Annotated in this window: 22 protein-coding genes and 1 tRNA gene; 11 read left to right on the forward strand and 12 right to left on the reverse strand. The window is 65.9% G+C overall.

Annotated elements, in window-relative coordinates:
* Nucleotides 1-100 precede the first annotated feature (100 nt).
* From KBX26_RS15255 to KBX26_RS15270, 4 genes are all read left to right on the forward strand, one after another.
* Entirely contained in the window at nt 101-739 is a 639-nt protein-coding gene (locus KBX26_RS15255) for a hypothetical protein (protein WP_130399913.1), read from the forward strand.
* Between the two features lie 6 nt (nt 740-745).
* Complete coding sequence (locus KBX26_RS15260) at nt 746-1,264, forward strand: SdpA family antimicrobial peptide system protein (protein ID WP_210865701.1); 519 nt, start codon at nt 746-748, stop codon at nt 1,262-1,264.
* Nucleotides 1,198-2,181: a sporulation-delaying protein SdpB family protein gene (locus tag KBX26_RS15265; RefSeq protein ID WP_210865702.1), complete on the forward strand. Its 984-nt coding sequence runs from the start codon at nt 1,198-1,200 to the stop codon at nt 2,179-2,181. Before KBX26_RS15260 ends, KBX26_RS15265 begins: the two co-directional genes overlap by 67 nt.
* Before the next feature lie 159 nt (nt 2,182-2,340).
* On the forward strand, nt 2,341-2,937 hold the full coding sequence (locus KBX26_RS15270) for a hypothetical protein (RefSeq protein WP_210865703.1): 597 nt from the start codon (nt 2,341-2,343) through the stop codon (nt 2,935-2,937).
* Nucleotides 2,938-3,319: 382 nt separating this feature from the next.
* On the opposite strand, the gene KBX26_RS15275 is transcribed toward KBX26_RS15270, so the two are convergent.
* Entirely contained in the window at nt 3,320-3,904 is a 585-nt protein-coding gene (locus tag KBX26_RS15275; RefSeq protein ID WP_210865704.1) for a hypothetical protein, read from the reverse strand.
* Between the two features lie 12 nt (nt 3,905-3,916).
* Nucleotides 3,917-4,186: a hypothetical protein gene (locus KBX26_RS15280; protein WP_210865746.1), complete on the reverse strand. Its 270-nt coding sequence runs from the start codon at nt 4,184-4,186 to the stop codon at nt 3,917-3,919.
* A 118-nt stretch (nt 4,187-4,304) separates the two neighbouring features.
* Here KBX26_RS15280 and KBX26_RS15285 point away from each other — a divergent pair, with 118 nt between their 5' ends.
* Nucleotides 4,305-4,730: a DUF6188 family protein gene (locus tag KBX26_RS15285; RefSeq protein ID WP_210865705.1), complete on the forward strand. Its 426-nt coding sequence runs from the start codon at nt 4,305-4,307 to the stop codon at nt 4,728-4,730.
* Between the two features lie 492 nt (nt 4,731-5,222).
* On the opposite strand, the gene KBX26_RS15290 is transcribed toward KBX26_RS15285, so the two are convergent.
* Together KBX26_RS15290 and KBX26_RS15295 are read right to left on the reverse strand one after the other, a co-directional pair.
* A complete protein-coding gene (locus KBX26_RS15290) occupies nt 5,223-5,396 on the reverse strand; it encodes a hypothetical protein (RefSeq protein WP_210865706.1) in 174 nt (57 codons plus the stop codon).
* Entirely contained in the window at nt 5,393-5,611 is a 219-nt protein-coding gene (locus KBX26_RS15295) for a flavin reductase (RefSeq protein ID WP_210865707.1), read from the reverse strand. The genes KBX26_RS15290 and KBX26_RS15295 overlap by 4 nt, the downstream gene beginning before the upstream one ends.
* 415 nt (nt 5,612-6,026) lie before the next feature.
* On the opposite strand from KBX26_RS15295, the gene KBX26_RS15300 reads away from it, so the two are divergent.
* Nucleotides 6,027-6,266 carry a GntR family transcriptional regulator gene (locus KBX26_RS15300; protein ID WP_210865708.1) on the forward strand — a complete coding sequence of 80 codons (240 nt, stop codon included), beginning with the start codon at nt 6,027-6,029 and terminating at the stop codon, nt 6,264-6,266.
* Between the two features lie 284 nt (nt 6,267-6,550).
* Here the strand turns inward: KBX26_RS15300 and KBX26_RS15305 are convergent, their stop codons facing one another.
* Complete coding sequence (locus KBX26_RS15305) at nt 6,551-7,291, reverse strand: hypothetical protein (RefSeq protein ID WP_210865709.1); 741 nt, start codon at nt 7,289-7,291, stop codon at nt 6,551-6,553.
* A gap of 476 nt (nt 7,292-7,767) precedes the next feature.
* Between KBX26_RS15305 and KBX26_RS15310 the strand changes: the two genes are divergently transcribed.
* Nucleotides 7,768-7,838, forward strand: a tRNA-Ala gene (locus KBX26_RS15310).
* Nucleotides 7,839-7,919: 81 nt separating this feature from the next.
* Here the strand turns inward: KBX26_RS15310 and KBX26_RS33225 are convergent.
* From KBX26_RS33225 to KBX26_RS15345, 7 genes are all read right to left on the reverse strand, one after another.
* Nucleotides 7,920-8,243: a GNAT family N-acetyltransferase gene (locus KBX26_RS33225; protein WP_374224294.1), complete on the reverse strand. Its 324-nt coding sequence runs from the start codon at nt 8,241-8,243 to the stop codon at nt 7,920-7,922.
* 15 nt (nt 8,244-8,258) lie between these two features.
* A complete protein-coding gene (locus KBX26_RS15320; RefSeq protein ID WP_210865711.1) occupies nt 8,259-8,816 on the reverse strand; it encodes a hypothetical protein in 558 nt (185 codons plus the stop codon).
* Between the two features lie 721 nt (nt 8,817-9,537).
* Complete coding sequence (locus tag KBX26_RS33230; protein ID WP_210865712.1) at nt 9,538-10,653, reverse strand: serine/threonine-protein kinase; 1,116 nt, start codon at nt 10,651-10,653, stop codon at nt 9,538-9,540.
* Between the two features lies 1 nt (nt 10,654).
* Nucleotides 10,655-11,095: a hypothetical protein gene (locus KBX26_RS15330; RefSeq protein ID WP_210865713.1), complete on the reverse strand. Its 441-nt coding sequence runs from the start codon at nt 11,093-11,095 to the stop codon at nt 10,655-10,657.
* A gap of 350 nt (nt 11,096-11,445) precedes the next feature.
* Entirely contained in the window at nt 11,446-11,796 is a 351-nt protein-coding gene (locus tag KBX26_RS15335) for a hypothetical protein (RefSeq protein WP_210865714.1), read from the reverse strand.
* A 147-nt stretch (nt 11,797-11,943) separates the two neighbouring features.
* Nucleotides 11,944-12,114, reverse strand: a complete 171-nt coding sequence (locus KBX26_RS15340) for a hypothetical protein (RefSeq protein ID WP_210865715.1) — start codon at nt 12,112-12,114, stop codon at nt 11,944-11,946.
* Nucleotides 12,115-12,261: 147 nt separating this feature from the next.
* Nucleotides 12,262-12,498 (reverse strand): hypothetical protein, encoded by a 237-nt coding sequence (locus KBX26_RS15345; protein WP_210865716.1) that lies wholly within the window; start codon nt 12,496-12,498, stop codon nt 12,262-12,264.
* A gap of 106 nt (nt 12,499-12,604) precedes the next feature.
* Between KBX26_RS15345 and KBX26_RS15350 the strand changes: the two genes are divergently transcribed.
* The 4 genes from KBX26_RS15350 (at nt 12,605) to KBX26_RS15365 (ending at nt 17,358) form a co-directional block, all read left to right on the forward strand.
* Entirely contained in the window at nt 12,605-13,297 is a 693-nt protein-coding gene (locus KBX26_RS15350) for a hypothetical protein (protein ID WP_210865717.1), read from the forward strand.
* A gap of 1,087 nt (nt 13,298-14,384) precedes the next feature.
* Nucleotides 14,385-15,950: a replication initiator gene (locus KBX26_RS15355; RefSeq protein WP_210865718.1), complete on the forward strand. Its 1,566-nt coding sequence runs from the start codon at nt 14,385-14,387 to the stop codon at nt 15,948-15,950.
* Nucleotides 15,947-16,144: an excisionase family DNA-binding protein gene (locus tag KBX26_RS15360; RefSeq protein ID WP_210865719.1), complete on the forward strand. Its 198-nt coding sequence runs from the start codon at nt 15,947-15,949 to the stop codon at nt 16,142-16,144. The genes KBX26_RS15355 and KBX26_RS15360 overlap by 4 nt, the downstream gene beginning before the upstream one ends.
* Nucleotides 16,144-17,358 (forward strand): site-specific integrase, encoded by a 1,215-nt coding sequence (locus tag KBX26_RS15365; protein WP_210865720.1) that lies wholly within the window; start codon nt 16,144-16,146, stop codon nt 17,356-17,358. Before KBX26_RS15360 ends, KBX26_RS15365 begins: the two co-directional genes overlap by 1 nt.
* Nucleotides 17,359-17,367 lie beyond the last annotated feature (9 nt).

Genomic DNA, 17,367 nt, shown 5'->3' on the forward strand with positions numbered 1-17,367 from the left:
TCCGTGGTGTCTCGGCGCCGCCGGGGACGAGCCGGGGATCGATCGGGGACGGCCGGGCGCAGGGTGCTCCGGAAGAGTCACTGCTGTGCGGGAGGAAGTCATGATGCATCGCAAGATCTGGTTCGGCCTGCTCGTGCTGGCCCTGGCAACGGTCTCCCTCGGCTTCGGGGCGCGCGGTCAGGCCGACCCCGGCTGGCCGGGCCCACCACCACGACACCGGGCCACGGAACTCTCCGACGCGATCCTGTTCAACGACGGGCCGGCTGCCTTCCGACTGGTGTACCTGCAGCGCCCGCCGACCCGGTGGACATCGGCGCTGCGGTACGCCCAGAGCGCGCTCAACGCCGAGCTGACCCGCCGCGGCACCTGGTCCGACGTGATGATCGGGCAACGGGTACAGAGCGGCAACCCGGTCGTGGTGCGCGACGGGCTCGTCACCCTCGTCGCACTGGCCCGCGAGGTGTTCAACCGGACATTCGGTAAGGAGACCGTGGACTCCGCCGTACTCCTGGTCAACGACGCCCTGTTGGAGAACGCGTACGAGGTCGTCCGGGCAGACTCCTACATCGACATGGACAACAACAACCGCACCCCGCTGGAGGTCGGCACCATCCGGGCCGTCTTCGCCGGTGGCTTCGCCGACTGGTCCTGGGACATGGCCGGCAACCCAGCGCCACGGGCCAAACTGGTGCAGGACCAGTTCATCGCGACCATCGCCCGCGACCTGCGAGCCGGGTAGTCGACTGTGGACGACACCCGGTTGGGCCGGTGGATCGCCGGGATCGCGGTGGTCGCCATGCTCCTCGTGGGCTACCTCACCAGGGCGGTGCTGCCGGTGGCTGCGATGCCGGCCCCGCCCGGCCGGACGGTGGCCCGCGCACTCGTGCCGGAAGGCTGGGCGTTCTTCACCCGCGACCCCCGCCGGCCCAGCCCGGTGGCCTACACGACGGACCGGGACGGCCGGTGGCGGCCCGCATCGAGCAGCAGCCGCGGCCCGGCCGGCCTGGACAAGCGGGACCGTGCCCGCAGCGCCGAGATCTCGCTGCTGACCCGCCGACTCGACGGAACCTCGTGGACCCGGTGTGACGGGGCACCCTCCACCTGCCTGGCCGCCGCCCCGGCCACCGCGGTGACCAACACCGCCACCGTACGCACGCTCTGCGGCGACATCGGGATCGTCCTTCAGGAGGTACTGCCATGGGCCTGGAACGACCTGCCGACCGTGCTCCCGTCCCGGCTGGCCCGGCTCACGGTGACCTGCTAGACCGGTGGCCGGCCCGGCTCGGCCGGCGCTGCCGACCCGCCCTGGCCGTCGCGCCCTGGTCGAGCGGATTCGGGCTGGCCCGTACGCTGCTGGCCACCGGCGCCTGCGCCACCCTACTGGTCAACCCGCCGGCGGTCCTGCTGTCGATGGACAGCGCCGAGGACTGCACCGGGCCGGCCGCCGCCGGCATCTGGTGCGTGCTGCCCGCCCAGCAGGGGCAGCACGCCGCGTGGGCGGCGATCGCCGTGCTGGTAGTGGTGGCCAGCGGCTGGCGGCCCCGCTGGACGGCACTGCCGCACTGGTACATCTCGTGGAGCGTGATCGCGAACCTGTCCGCGTTGGACGGCGGTGACCACATCACCGCGACCCTCAGCCTGTTGCTACTTCCGATTGCCCTCACCGACCCCCGACGGTGGCACTGGCAACCGCCCCCGCCGGGCACCGCGATCAGCGCCGGCCGGGTGGTCGCGTACGCCGCTCTGGTCCTCGTCTGGCTCCAGGTCGCCGTCGTGTATCTGCACGCCTGCATCGCGAAGCTCGGCGTCACCGAGTGGGCCGACGGTACGGCGATGTTCTACTGGCTACGCACACCCGGGTACGAGCCACCCGACTTCCTGCGTCCGCTCATCGAGGCGGTCACCGGTTCCGCAGTGGGGGTGACGCTGTTCACCTGGTCGGTGCTCGTGCTGGAGTTCGCCCTGGCCCTCGCCCGGCTGATGCCCGCCGAGCTGCGCCGCCTGCTCCTGGTCGCCGGGCTGGTGTTCCACGTCGGTATCGCGGTCGTCCTGGAGCTGGTCACCTTCGGTCTCGCGATGAGTGGGGCGCTGCTGCTCTATCTGTTGCCCGTGGGACACCAGGTCAGGCTGCCGGCGATTGTGGTGGCGCGGGTGGGCGGTGCCCGTCGAGCCAGTCGGTAGGCGGCCTGTGGGCCCGAGCACTTCGACGCGGATTAGCACTCCAACGTCACCCGGGATACGGACGAATACGTAATTTTGTGTCACACGCACCTTGGTTCGTACTGGTGTTGGTCATAGGTGCTGTACTGGGCTTGGGATCGTCCAGCAGATGGAGGCCACATGGCAGAGACTCCGGATACCCGTCGCGACACTCTCGGGCTTCTGACGGCTTTTTACAACGCCACGCGTTCCGAGATCCTCCAGCGCCAGACTATCAGGGAATCCACGCTTACCTTGTTCCTCGGCGCATCCGCGACCCTGGCAGGAGTCTCCTTGACCGGCACAGACGCCCGGCGATGGCTCCTGTTCTTCATTCCGATACTGGGACTCGGGGCTTCCTGCGTCTATATACAACACACCACGGCAACACGGGCTTTATGGACGTATCTCGCGACGGAGTTCCAGGAAGAGGTTTCCCGTGTCATGGCGCCGGAGCAAGCCCTTCGCCATTGGGACGTGTCTCACGCCCGCGCTGGCCTGGCCAAATCTGCAGCCGTTCGAGCCGCCGCTTCCACAGTGCTGATTGTGGTTCCCGGGCTGCTTGCAGCAGTTGGCGGACTCGTGTCCATCGGTTTCCGACTCGGTGCCGTGGTCGCGTTCATCATCAGTCTCCTGGCGGCCAGCACCTCGGCGCTGCTAGTCGGCTACGGATTCCGCCTTCGTCCGGTCTGGTATGCGTCACCGCGTGCCGACGTGGCTGACGAAGCGACTCCTTGACCCCAGGCAACCATCACCGAGGTCCTGACTGCGGCGGCTGCCGTCTACGCTGGGCCAGATCGTCCGCCAGCGTCCGCCCACGTCCGACATCGCGCTTCTTGGTCGCCACCCAGTTAGTCACCCGAAAGGTACCCGTGGTCCGGTTCCCGAATGGCGTCGAGCCTGCTCCGTCGCGTTTCGGAACGGTGACCCTGCACGAGGATGACTCGACGGAGTGCAGCCGACAAGCCTGCCCGGCGACGAGCAGCATCCATTGGGACGTTGAAGCGTGCAAGGCGGCAGGCTGCGTCCATCGCCCGTCCGGACCGATGTGGAGCCACTGGAGCGTGCGAAGGCAAGGACGGGAGCTAGCCCAACGCTTGCCCTGCCTCTTATCCTTCAGTCAACCCGATCCTTTTGTCATCCACCAATACGCTTCTCGAAGTGAGAGGTTGCCAGTAATCCAGGCATGGATTGCGCCGGGAAGTCTTTCGAGAGCGGACTGGTGGCTGTGGTCCTCGACCCCAGACATGCAGGGGTGGTCATCGAGCGTTGGGGGAGTTCGTTCAACCTTCCCAACGTTCTCCCGACTATAGTCTTTCCGCAATCGCCTGACGGCCCAGTCAATGAAGCGCTCCTGAGCACTAAGCGGCCAAGCAAGAACTGGCATTAAGGCAAGAAGGATCAACGAGAATAGCATGGCATTAGCAACTGTTGCACCCGCACTTGGCGGAATCGGCAGACCACGTAGCCGCAACAAAGAGAACCATTCTGCGACACAGAGCCAGCCCATCAGAAACACCCATAACGCATAAGTCACAAAATGCCGCAAGGCTAGATGCACCTCGCGCCACCCGAGCCTTTCGGGCGACGCCACACGTATGCGATTAAAGCTGCGAATCACAAACCGCGCTTCGATCGTAATCGCTAGGGCAAATACGGGAATCGTCTGCGCAGCAGTAGCCGCGAATGTCTCAGTTAGCGCCACGACACAATGATGTCAGAGACGTGCTCCCATCCCGATGCTCCTATGGAGGTCCGCCTGCCCAACCCGCTCACTCCAGCCGAGCAGGCACGTATTCGCGACGCCCGCCCCGCCGGACCTCCACCCACCCCGGCAACCCAGCCACTCCGCGTCGAACGCCGCGTCAGCAGCCGCGGCGTCCTCGTCATCGCCGGCCAACGCATCCACGTCGGCATCGGTCATGCCGGTCAAACGCTCACTGTCGAAGACGCCGACACCACCTTCCGCGTCCACGACGGCGACCAACTCCTCACCGAAGTCCCCCGCACCACGACCAAGCAGATCGCTAGATTCAAGGTCCGCAAGCCCGAACCACCAAGCCAGCGCGTGACGCCGACAGGCACTGAATCAGGGCAGGCCCGCGATGAGAGCTCCCACCCCATTGACCGGCTGCCGTGTCGACCGAACAGCCTTCGACTACCAGGTCCGGCTCAGCCTCTCCACGCTCGACCCCGACGAGGGCTACCGTGTCGACGCCGAACTGGCCATCGAAACTCCGTTCCTGCTCCGCGACCCGAGCGGGCAATGGCACGAACTTGACCCCGACACGGGCACCCGCCTGGCACCCGTCCTGGACCTGTTCGGCCAGACCGTCAGCAGCGTTGAGATCCACGGCAACGGCGCCCTCCACCTGACCTTCGACAACGGCGCCGAGTTACACATCGTCCCCGATCACCACTACGAGTCCTGGCACCTCACCGGCACGGGAGTCGACCCGATAACCGTCGGCCCAGGCGGGGAAACCGACTGGCAGCCGGCTCCCCAGCCCGGACCACCCCACATCGGCTAACATCCACAACCAAGATCGTCTAGCCGGAAGTGCCACGGATCAAGTGACAGCGATCCGTAACGCATCGAGTGGAGCCCGACACGCCAGCAGCCGGCCGTGTCCTCCGTCGGCTGACGTGCGACAGTCGTCCGCCAACTGATCGACGACGTCAGCGCGGGTGGCGGCAGGAGGACTTCTGGGCCAGCCTTGAAAGCGTCGATCGCGTACCTTGCACCCATGTCAGTGCCATCCCCCGACACGATGCAAGGTGCGGTCCACACCCCACCAAATCGTCGCCTCACCACGGTTGCGTTTTCTCTAGCGCTGGTCGCCGTAGGGCTGATCGGGAACTGAGAGTGGGCGATGCTGGTATCGAACCAGCGACCTCTTCGGTGTGAACTCTCGGCAAGCCGGTCGACTCGGGCTTGATGCGAGGTCAGACGGGCTGCTGGCGCGCCTCTCGGGCTGGTTCTGCTGGCACGGTTGCTGTACTTCGCTGCTGTACTGCTGGCGTCAGACGAGGCGTTGGATGCGGACCTTCGGACGCTCGTTCCTCAGGTGGCCGTGCTTGTGCTGGCGGATTTGCTCGTCCCAGACCTCCTGGTCGTAGTCCGGGTCCGGCGGGATCCACTTGTGGGAGCCGTCGCTGTAGTGGAACTTCTCGTCACCGGGTCGCAGGATGCTCATCGGGTCCAGCCGAGAAACCGGTAGTGCAGGTGGCCGGCGGGGAGGTGGGCCAGGTCCTGGGCGGCGTCGACGAGTTGGGCAGCCAGGTAGAGGGCCAGTGACACCGGGGCGCGGTCGTACTCGGCTCGCAGCTCTTGGCGCCGGGTCGGGCATGGCCACTCCCCCGCACAGCCGCCGCACGTCCAGGCCGGCTTGATCGGGTGGTGGGTGGTCATTGCGGGCCGTCCTGGCTGGGCCAGTGGCCGCGGTTGATCGGGATGCGGTGGCGGCTTCTGCATGGCAGATCGCCTCCGCAGCGGCAAATACGCCGCCAGTACCGCCAGGACCAGACGGGCCGGTGACGGCAAACGAGAGTCAGCGCCACCGCCAGCACGTACTCGTCGTACGAAACTCGCTTCACCGGCTCACCTCGCCCGCTCGCGCCAGGGTCTGCCCCGCCCTTGTCGAAGGGAGCACTGCCGTCTCCTTGCACTGGAGCAATCTGGAGGCGTGGATGCCCGAACGCGGGGGACGCGCCGAGCATCCACGCCGGCGAGGGCGGCCCACAGCGCCAACCGAGGGAATCGACCTCCTCGGCAACTTCCCATAGGTCCCGTTGGGTAGTCAAGGGCTGACGTAGGTGGTCTACTCGTGTTGCCAACCGAGGAGAACCAGGTGCCACCGCGTTACCGCTACGAGCAGATTGCCGACGACCTCGCCGAACGCATCGCGTCAGGCGAGTTCCAGCCCGGCTCCAAGCTGCCCAGCCGGCGAGAGTTGATCGAGCACTACGGGGTCACCGAGCCGGTGATTGACCGTGCCATGCAGGTACTACGGATCAAAGGGATGACCGAGACGCTTCCCGGCGTTGGCGTCTTCGTCGCCGAGTAGATCTCCTCGGAGAGCTGGCCGCCACGCCCACGACATCTCGCTTACAAGCTCTGCGCGGCGCGTCCGTACACGTCCAGGAAGGGCTGCACGCTCGGAGGTTAGTCCGTGCCATCGCGCCTCAGCGTGCTGCCGTCCGGCGCGGTTTCTGTCAGCGTTGCTGTCGACAGCCGTTCCGCCAGCGCCCCAGATGGGCCCCGCTTTAGGCAGCGGACGTGAACTATCGGTCGCTGCCATCTGTTGGCGGGCCGCCTCGCAGTCAGCGCCGCTGGGAGAATAAGCCGCGATTACTGTGTAGCCCAGCGGCTGCGTGGGGCGAACCATCCAAGGTCGGGGAACCACGCGATGCAGCGCCCGAGCGGGTAGGCCCACACCCACAGGTGCGTGATCTCTCTCGGTAGGTGCGGAGGCTCCGTCGGCAGCTCGCTGTAGCCCTCGTCCAGTGCATGCCAGGCGGGCCATGGTGTGCTGAACGAGAAGCCTATGAAGGCGTGTCGCTCGTCGGATCCCGTAATCGCCAGCTTGCGCCGGACATCGAGCCGTCGCTCATCGCGCACGAACGAGGCAAGGTAGTCGCCAAACAGGGCCCAGTCCAACTCCGCCGGACCACCTATCCCCTCGGCGGCAATGTGGATCACTGGCGTCTCTGCTGCCCGGGTCCTCCTCGACGCCAGCCGTACCACACCCGCTGAGGCGAGCAGGCGAACATCGGCGTTGCGGTGTTGTTCGAGGCGCTGGTCGAACACGGCGATCTCGAACGTGTCGCCGCTTGCGTCGAGCTTTTCGAGGAGCGGCGGTAATGATCGTTCCAACCTGCCGACTCGGGCCGCTGCCGCCAGGGTGACCCACCAGACCCTTCCCAGGGTTGGGGCGGCCATTTGGAACTGACGCTTGAGCACTTCGCTGCCGAGAGCGGCGTAGGCCTCGTCTAGGTCCTGAGTGATCTCACCGTACGCGGTTCGACCATCCCGATACTCGATCCGGAGATCCGGCATACCGTCGGCACTGCCGTCATCTTGAAGCACCACGTACTCACCCGTGAGCCGGGCTACTACTCGGGCGGCGGCACCCTCGAAGTCGCCTTCATAGCTCGACCAGTCTCGAAGGCGCTTCCGCTCAGACCGAAGGTCATCCGGGTATCCAGGGGTGAACTGGCGCACAACGCACCTTACTTCGAGGACTCTGGAGGGCGAAGCTGCCGCCAAGCGGACCTCGCGGCGTGCAACCGCCAACCTACGCATTACGAGTCTCGCGGCCTGCCCGCCAGCGTGGTCCTAGTCCTCGTCTACCCGCGCTGGGTTCCGCTGGTCGTCAACTTGGCTGCTCCGTTGGCTGATCGCCTACGACACACGGTTTAGGAAGGCAGTTGCGCTTGCAGCCCGCGCGGGCCTCCTACCAGGAAATACACCTAAGATCCTCCCAGCGGCGACCATTGTCATTCCGCGCGTGTTCCGGATCTTGTTGGTCCTAGCCATCGTGGTCTACCGACGCGTACTCTTACCCCGCTGGTAGCTCAACGGACAGAGCGCCCCTTTCGCAAGGGGGAGGTTGCGGGTTCGATTCCCGTTCAGCCCGCGAGGACCGGGTCCGGAAACGGGTCCGGTCCTTCTGTTGTTCAAGATCCAGCCGCAGGTGCCCCATGGCCGAACTGTTGGGTCACGTTGCCGACGGTCGGCGGGGATGTCGTCGGTACACGTCACCGTCTAGCACGAACCCGACCGCAAGCAAACGCGGGATCGCCTCTGGCATGGCATCCGGCGAGTACAGGACTTCCCCCCGCTCGTCCGCCCAGTCACAAGCCTTTGCTAGGACGGCAGTGCCGCGGCCCTGCCGTTCGTAGCCGCTTCGAATGACGAAGCGGGAAAGCCGACCACCCTGAGGCGTCTTGAAGACGTCCAACGCTGCCTTGCCATCGGCGGTGCCAAACCCGGCCTGGTCACCGTCCTCCCGCACGAGAACTTCGTAATCGGATCGAACCATCGTGTCTGTCGCCTCCTAGGCGGCTGCTCGCTCCGGGCGCGATATCACCAACGCAGCGACGTCTCGTCTGGAAAAGCGTCCCGGGACGTTCAGCCCGGCCCGCGCTGCAGAGTGGAAGTTGTTCAGGGCGGTTACCCAATTGTCAGCCTTACCGTGCCAAGCCTGTTCATCCAGCTCCATGCCTCGTCGAGCGGCTTCCGTGAGCTGCCACGTAGCGCGGTTTAGGTCGTGGGCGGCCTCGATGGTGTCGCCGTCTGCGAGCAGGGGTAACGCCTCGAACGCCTCGGCCCGGCGCCCCTCAGCCTCTCCTAGCTGCTGAAGCGATGCGGCTACATCAGCCTCGGACGCACCGTCGATGCGGCCTTGCTGAATCTGGATGGCTACGGTGCCGGTGAGCTTCGCCGCTGAAACGTAGGACAGGCAGGCATCTAACCGGCGCTGATCCCAGCGAACCTTAAGCTCCCTGGCAAACCTGTCTCGATCTGTTAGCTTGCCGACGAGGTACGTAGCCGCTGATCCTGCAAGCACCGCGAGGACAGTGGTTAGTGCGGTTACTGCTGGACTCATCGCCACCCAGCCCTTCGTTCTTCGCTCGGCTACGAACGTAACGATGCATGTCAAACGAAGGGCGGGCATTCGGCTCGACTGCTGCCGCCTCGCCTGCAAGCTCTGCGCACAGCGTCCGCACTTGCCCGGGAACGGCCACGCGCTCGGAGTTTCGTCCATGCCGACCCTCGTCCGTGTGTCGCCGTTCGGCGCGGGTGCTGTCGACAGCCATACCGCCAGCGGCCCAAGCCCCCCCCCCCCCCCCCCCGTCGAGGTGCCGTCCTGCGTCGAGCCAGCCCGCCATACGGTCGCGGCCTCCGGCGATCATTACCAAATAGAGAGAAAAACCGAACAGACGTTCGCGCGGTGGTTCCGCTCGGCTGTACCGTGGCGGCGTGCCGCGCCTAGCAATGCCGGAGCTACTGGCTGCCCTGCTGGCAGCTGGTGGCCCGTCACGCCTAGACGCCCGCGACCACCGTCGGCTGCATGAAGCGCTGATCGCCCTATGGATGGATCGCGAGCTGGGCTCAGCCGATAGAGCTTGTCTTCCAATCTCGAAACCGGTTCCAGATCCCGAGGTGCAGCTTCGGGTTGGCGGGGTTACGCGGGCGATATGGCAACTCCACTCGCGGGGAGCCCTTGTTGCCGAGCAGTCACAGGGCCGCGCAGAGTACTTGGTCGACCATTTGGCGCTTCAAGCCTGCACACCTCCGGAGAAAGTCCTTTCGACAAACGCATGGAGCGCAATTCATCGGCGCGCTGCAGCTTGGAACAAAGCAGTCGAAACAGATCTAAAGTACGAACGCCAGGCCGTCTGATCGTCGGGGTCAACCCGCTTATCTAGCGAAGCAAGGCGTCGCCACTGATATGCGTCACGGTGGCGCCAGCGAGCAGACAATTTGATTCTACCCGCGTCAGCTCCTCGCGAAATCTGCTTTGCTTCCACCTCCACGTCTCTGGGCAATTGGTTAGGTCTCGCTGGAGGAACCTCGCCAACCCAGGTCCAGGGTTCATCAAGCGATGCCCGTCGCCAGTTAGCATGTACGACGTTCTGCAGGTCGCGTTGGACGTCTAGAGCACTCCGCGGCCGCGATTCAGGATTCGGCTCTAGCAGCTTGTTGATGATTCGGGCCAGGGCGTCAGGAACGTGAACCGGAGGTCTCAGGTGCCGGCTCGCAAGCGTCCGACTGTTCTCGTTAAGCCTTCTCTGAACGTCGTCCTGGCTAATATCCTCGTATCTGAATCTACCGCCCACCATCTCAAGTAGAACCAGCCCAAGGCTGTATAAGTCACTCTGCGGCGTGTACCTGCCTGACTTTGCCTCAGGCGCCCTGTAAAGCGGAGTGCCTCCGGAGAAGGTTGCACCCACCTCGTCAATCGGGGCGGCGCAGCCAAGGTCTCCCAAGTAGGCGGCGGTAGCGCCATCCGAGAGGAAGATGTTGCCCGGCTTGATATCGCGATGAACGATTTTACGCTCGACATGGAGGAAGTGCAGTGCGTCAAGAACGTGGCACGCCAATGTGATGGCCTCGCCGAGGCTGAATCGTCGCTCCGTCATCAAGACAGAATGAAGACTGCCACCTTCATAGTATGGCATTGTGAAGGTTACCGCTTTATCTCCAAAGTCTGGGTCCCACTGGGCCTCCCAAATTTCTGTCAAGTGTGGATGGTTGAGCGCCTTCAACAGTTGCGGTTCTTGATACGCCAGGGCATCCGTTACACCAAGAAGACTGATCGTTTTCTGAACGCAATGGCACTCGAAGATCTCGTGCCAACACTTGTAGCAGACGGCGGTGTTTCCTTCGAGGATGGTCTGGATGATTCTGTAGGTAGGCTTGTCAAGACGATCACCTCTAATGACCATATCAGCTGCGCCACCCAGCCAGGGCGGCGAGTGCCGCACAGTCGCGCTTCCGCGACCAATGTGGACCTACCGCCTCGATTAGGCCCGAAACGTGCGACTGCAACGAACCCTGCCTAGGCATGCCTAGAATGCTCCTGACGGAGGCCCGCGAGATCCGTGCTGCATCGATACCCTGCTCGGCACCTGCAATAATGATGATCGTTTCCAATGTGTATCGTGCCGCAAGCGAGACGTACGGCCCCGAATAGTTGGATTCGGGATCCAATACGCGCAGTCGCTGAATCTCGTATGTTGTTAAAATCTTGCGCAGATCATCGCGCAGCGCCACCAAGGCTGAGCCGCCCGCCAATCCCTGTGGAATGCCCAGATAGTAGGGCTGAGCGTCCAGTACTCGACCGTCATCCACGAAGGCCAGGTATGCGTTGTCACTTGCGACGTTCACGCCCAACGTCCTCAAACTCGCACACCTCTCCGTCACGCGTCTGGCCCTATTGGTCCGCCCTCACGGGACGGCGTGGCTAAAGCGTCGCCGATGCCTCTGCGCAGCCTAACGTGGACTGGCCTAAGTGGTACAACCACCTTTCGTCGCGGCCGAGTGGGTCGAGATCGCTCGCCCTGTTCAAGAACCACACATCCTCAACGAGTCAGAGCCGCGTCAGGTAACGGCCTGCATCCTTCCCACGCGTCGAACAAGATCGCCATCCGGTTGGTCATTCACGCATCGCTCTCGCCGCTCGCTCCTGCCGGGGGGCATCGGCTGGGCCGCGTCCCGCCGACAGGCAGTTGCGGCGGTTACGCCTCCTCATCCTTTGTTACAACCACCTTCACGCTGTAGAGCTCGGGAACGTCGTCGGCGGCGTGCTGGGCGTCCTGGGCGTTGACGAACAGAGTCATTAGCAGGTCCCGCATGCCGGCGACTGCACCGTAGCCCGGTACCTCGACCGAATTCTCGCCCTGCCGCTTGGGTGCCTCCCAGACGTTGTCGACGTGCATGTATAGGTCGAATCGCACCTTCGCCTGGGCGGCGCGCTCCTCTGGGGTGAGCATCGCTAGAAACTCTTGGTCCAGGCGTGTGAACGCGTCGCCGAGCTGCTGCGCGGCGCTCTGGAACTGCCCATCTCTTAGTTCGTTGTCGTCGGACACGTCGGACTCCTCGGTCATGGAGACTGCGGGATCGCTGGCACGGGCGATACGCCGGGGACGGCCAGCAGCGACGGTCGTCACGACGACCGCGAGCAGGATGAGAGCGAGGCCCCAGCGTGGCTCGGACGGCATCACTGACGGCGTCTTTTAGCCGTTGGTTTCATAGAACGACGGGATGATCGCGTACCAGCCGATGCCGGCCAGGGAAACAAGTTGAACCAGTTGAAGCATCGCGGAGTTGCCCGAACGGAGCTTCGGAGGCGAGGTCATCACGCAATGCTCCCGCTCGGATCCAATCGACACCAGCACCCGCGACATCCGGGGTCGTGGGCTGGCTTGAAGAATCTGAAACCCCTTGCTCGCAATGCAACCAACAGGGCATTTCGACCCGCCGGCCATCGTGCCGCAACCTGGTGATCCTGTGCGGCTGCGTCCATGGCCGTGCGTCGGTGTCCGACCTGATCGTCAATCACGCTCCCTCCGGTGCTCAAGAAGGTGCTCCAAGTCGTCGACTTCGCCGTCGCCGGGTCGCGGAAGGATGTTCTTGGGAGAACCGTCAGCGCGGAACGCCTTCTCAACCAGGGGCTTCGCACAGCCATCCGAATAATGCGACTTGTGACTCCCTGCACGACGCTGCATGAACCAGAAAACGATGCCCCACCCCACGAAGACGATCAGTCCTACCACGATCAACCACTGCACCCATCCCACCCCTAGACTCCCTTCGCGCTGCCGCAGACTCATACACCCGCCACAGGGTAGATCAGGCGGTAGTCAATCCGTCACACAGAGACGCTAGTCTTTTTCTATGGATCTGGCGCTTCGCTCGTCGCGGGCAGCTGAGTCCCTGACCAAGTGGCTCGCGCCCCTCTCCTTCACTGACTGGTCAGCACCACGGGTCACCACGGCACTGACGCAAGGCGTTGTGGATTGGGGCGTCGCGCATGGTTGGCGCGTTCGACGGGAAGTCCCGAGCATCGCAGGCCTGCCCGGTGCGCATCCGGATCGGCCCGGCTACCTCGACGTGGTTTGTGAGCGCCTAGGAGCACCGCCGATCGCCGTCGAGATCGATAGGACCGACAAGCAGTGGTCGTCGCGCAAACTGCTCTGCGAAGCCGACGCGGGAGCTGTCGCAGTCTGGGTCCGCTGGGGTAGCCCTCGAACCTGGATCGTGCCGCATCCAGTCGCCCTGGTCGACATCCCCACCACCCAACGCCGCGTCGCCGGCCGCCTCCTCTACTCCCGCGCCGAGACAGACGTGGCCGTTGCTGCGGCAGAACCCGAACCACCCGCGGCTTCCCGCTGCCATGCCACCACGCGCAAGGGCGCTCCCTGCCCCATCAACCCACGCCCGTCGGGCCTCTGCCACGTCCACGACCCAGCAGTCCAGTGCGGTGCCCGGAAGAAGAACGGCCAGCGCTGCGGTAACGCCACCGGCGGCGGTCGCTGCGCCGCCCACCAGAACAGCCCCATGTACGACGGCGCAGCCACTCTGCTTTAACCGGCGGCAGCAGCCCTCGGCGGTGTTGCCATCCCGTCTGCCGTCGACCCGCCCTCCTGGGGAGCGGGCCGCCGCCCGGTCCGCCACGTCAAGACGACCTTGACGCACGTTCGGACGCTGGCGGGCCGGGCGGTGGACTGCTCGGCTCGCCCGGGTCGTCGGCTGGCGGGATGGCTCGCGCAACCACCCACGGACCGCAACCCCGCCGACGGGGTTGCAACCATCTCGGAGCCCGAGCGCCCCCGCCGGAGGCGCAGTAACCGCAACCCCGCGACCCCGCCAGCTCGCCGACGCGGCCGGCGTGCGCTCCCCTACGCCGCGCGGGCTCGTGGCCGCGCGGCCCGGCCGGCTGCCGGCCCATCACCACCCGGTCAACGCCCCCTGTCGTTCTGCGGCGGCCCCTTGGGCTTCCCGCTTCCGCGCCAGCCGCCGGGCGTGTTGCGGGGCCGGAGTCGGAGCGCCAGCGGAGCGACGGACGCGCGCCCAGGCGGCGGCGCGTGCGGCCCGTTCAGGGCCGCCTTGATAGACGTACAGAAAGTCCTCCCAGAGCGCCGGCAGCCGGCCGTCCCACCTCCATCTGGCGACATCACGGCGGGTTGACGTGTCGGCACGCGGTGCTACTCTGGCGCTCGTCGAGCACGCCAGCGCGGCTTTCCTGCCGGATCGCTGGACTCGACTTCGGAGATGCCGAGCGGCCTTCCTGCCGCTGATGCGGGTCACGTCCCGCCGGCTCTCGATCGCACCGGCCGCTGTGCCGGTTCTCCGAATCCACTGAGCGGCCCAGCACGGCTTCACTGCCGTCCACGATTGCCCGGATTCGCACACCTCCACGGGTGGGGACAGCCTGCGGCGACCGCTCTGGTGCCGACATCCCGGGCTTCCCACCTGTGCCGGCCTTCGTCACCAGCTCGACGAGCGCGAGAGGACACGACAATCGGCGGGACGTGGCACCACCACGAACCCGCCCTCCGGCGGCAGCCGCCCTCCCGGCGGTGCCAGGAGACACGACGAACACCACCAGCGGACCAACGTCCACGGCTGGTGGTGCTTCGTCTCCCGTCCCTGCCACCCCCCTGAGGAGAAGACCGTGTCCACCCCGCTCACCCTTTACAAGCCCGGCCCCGCCGTTGGCCGGAACGCCCAAGCCCTGCACCGCGCCGCCACCCCGGAGTTCTCCGGCTGGCTTGAGCACACCGCCGCTGCCGGCGGCTGTGCCCGGCCAATCCGACTCACTGGCACCATCGCGGCCGTCGAGGCAACCACCGGTCGCATCAGCGGCCAACTCCGGACCGATGAGTTGCCCGACCAAGCGCTCTACAAGGCGTGCGGCAACCGCCGCGAATCGCAATGCCCGGACTGCGCCTGGGTCTACGCCGGTGACGCTTACCAGGTCGTCCGCTGCGGCCTGACCGGCGGCAAGGGTGTACCTGACTCGGTCGGTCGACACCCGGCCGTCTTCGCCACCTTCACTGCCCCGTCCTTCGGCGCGGTTCATCACCGGCACGTCGCCCGCCACACCTGCGCCACCCGGCAGCGCTGCGACTGCCGGCCCGCTCCCTGCCGCGCCCGAAGTGCCGCCGGCACCTGCCAGCACGCGCAGCCCGCGGCGTGCTTCGCCCGCCACGACGGCGACGATCCGCAGCTCGGGCAGCCGTTGTGCCTGGACTGCTATGACCACGAGCACCAGGCCGTCTGGAACTACTTTTCCGGCGAGCTGTGGCGGCGCACCAAACAGGCCATCGAACGTCACCTCGCCGCGCTCTGCCGCCGACGCGGCATCCCCCACGTCCAGGTCGTCACCGGTTCCGGCAAGGTGCGCCGGTTGCCGCCGGTGCGGGTGTCGCACGGCAAGGTCGCCGAGATGCAGAGAAGGGCGGCCGTGCACTTCCACGCCCTGCTGCGCCTCGACGGTGTCGGCCCTGACCCGGATGCACTCGTGCCGCCGCCGGCCGGCATCACCCTCGACGACCTGGACGCCGCCGTCCATGCCGCCACCCGGCAGATCGTCGTCATCACACCTCCGCATCCCGACCGGCCGCAGGGCTGGGTGGTGGCCTGGGGCGAACAGCTCGACGTGCGACGGATCAACATTGCCGACGGCGAGTTGACCGACGGCAAGGTGGCCGCCTACCTGGCCAAGTACGCCACCAAGGCCACCGAATCCACCGGGCGCTCCTTTACCCGGCTCACCCCGGCCACCATTGACGACTACGCCGATCCGGAAGGCGATCACCTCGCCCGCCTCATCGACGCGTGCTGGCACCTCGGCAGGCCCACCGACACCGACACGGCCAGCGGCGCCACAACGGCCGACGGCCGTCAAGACAGCCTTGACACGGAACCGAACGCCTACGCCGGACTTCGCCGCTGGGCGCACATGCTCGGCTTCGGCGGCCACTTCCTCACCAAGGCCCGCCGCTACTCCGTCACCTTCGGCCTGCTCCGCGACACCCGCGCCACCTACCGCCGTGAAGAGAACGACGACACCCCCGGCACCGTCACCATCGGCACCCTCACCTACGCCGGCTCCGGATGGCTCACCGAAGGCGACGCACTCCTGGCCAACACCGCCGCCGCGCAGCGCCGCCAGGCCAGACGCATCGGCCGGGAAGAACTCGCCCACGAAGCCTGGCTCACCGGGGCCGCCGCATGAACCACGACCTCCGCCCCCGCTGGTACTCCCCCGCCGAGGTCGCTGTCCTGCTCGGCTTCGGCATCTCCAAAGTCAAGATGAAGATCGCTACCGGCGAGCTGCGCTCTCTCAAGGACGGCAAGTACCGCCGCATCCTTCCGGAGTGGGTCGATGACTACATCCGCGAGCAGGTCGAGCGCCAGGAGGCTGCCTGATGCCCGCCCGCACACGCGCCAACGGCGAAGGCTCCATTTTCCCCTACCGCAACGGCTTCGCCGCCTACGTCACCAAGCCGGACGGCAGGCGCATTCGGAAGTACGTCTACGGCAAGACCCGCGAAGCAGTGCACGACAAGTGGATCAAGTTGCACCAGCAGGCGAAGCAAGGACCGGTAGCAACCAGCGTCCCGACGGTCGGCAGCTTCCTCAACTACTGGCTGAACGAGATCATCCAGCCGAACCGTGCACCGTTGACCTACGCGACCTACGAGACGTTCGTCCGGCGCTACATCTCCCCCGGCCTCGGCGGCAAGCGACTGGGCCGGCTCCAGTCGCGAGACGTGCAGACCTGGATCAACCAGGTGGCCCGCACCTGCCAGTGCTGCGCGCAGGGCAAGGACGCCGCACGGCCCAAGGAGAAACGCCGCTGCTGCGCCGTCGGCCGCTGCTGCCAGGCGGTTCCCTCGACGCGCACGGTGAGCGACATCCGGGCCGCGCTGCGGGCCGCCCTCACCCACGCCCAGGCCGAAGACCTCATCACCAAGAACCCCGCCGTGCCGGTCACCCTCGCCACCGTCCGCCGTCGACGGGGCAAGTCGTGGTCAAGCGACGAGGCGCGCAAGTTCCTCGAATCGGCCCGCGCAGACGAGGACCCCCTCTACGCCGCCTACGCCCTGGTCCTCGTCACCGGCCTGCGCAAGGGCGAGGCCCTGGGACTGACGTGGAAGGACGTCGACCTCGACGCTGGGGAGCTGACCATCGGCCGTCAACTGCAACGCGTACGCGGGCAGCTCCTGCACCGCGACACCAAGACCCAGGCATCCGACGCCACACTCCCCCTTCCCGACATCTGCCTGACCGCCCTCAAGCTGCGGAGCGATCAACGCAACGATACAGAAGCAGCCGCCGGCAACGCATGGCACGAGAACGACCTGGTATTCACCACGCGCTATGGCACACCCATCGAACCGCGCAACTTCCAGCGCTCCTGGCAAGCCCGGTGCGACAGAGCAAAGGTCCGCCCGATCACCGTCCACGACGCACGCCGCACCTGCGCCACGCTGCTGGCCGACCTGGACGTCCACCCCCGAGTCGCCATGCAGGTGCTTCGGCATGCCCGCTTCTCGGTGACGATGGAGATCTACACCCAGGTCTCGTCGAAGGCGACCCGCGACGCACTCAAGCGGCTCGGCGATTCTCTCGGCTGCTGACACACCAGC

Origin of the sequence: Micromonospora sp. C97 (assembly GCF_018070385.1) — a bacterium.
GTDB lineage: Bacteria > Actinomycetota > Actinomycetes > Mycobacteriales > Micromonosporaceae > Micromonospora > Micromonospora parva.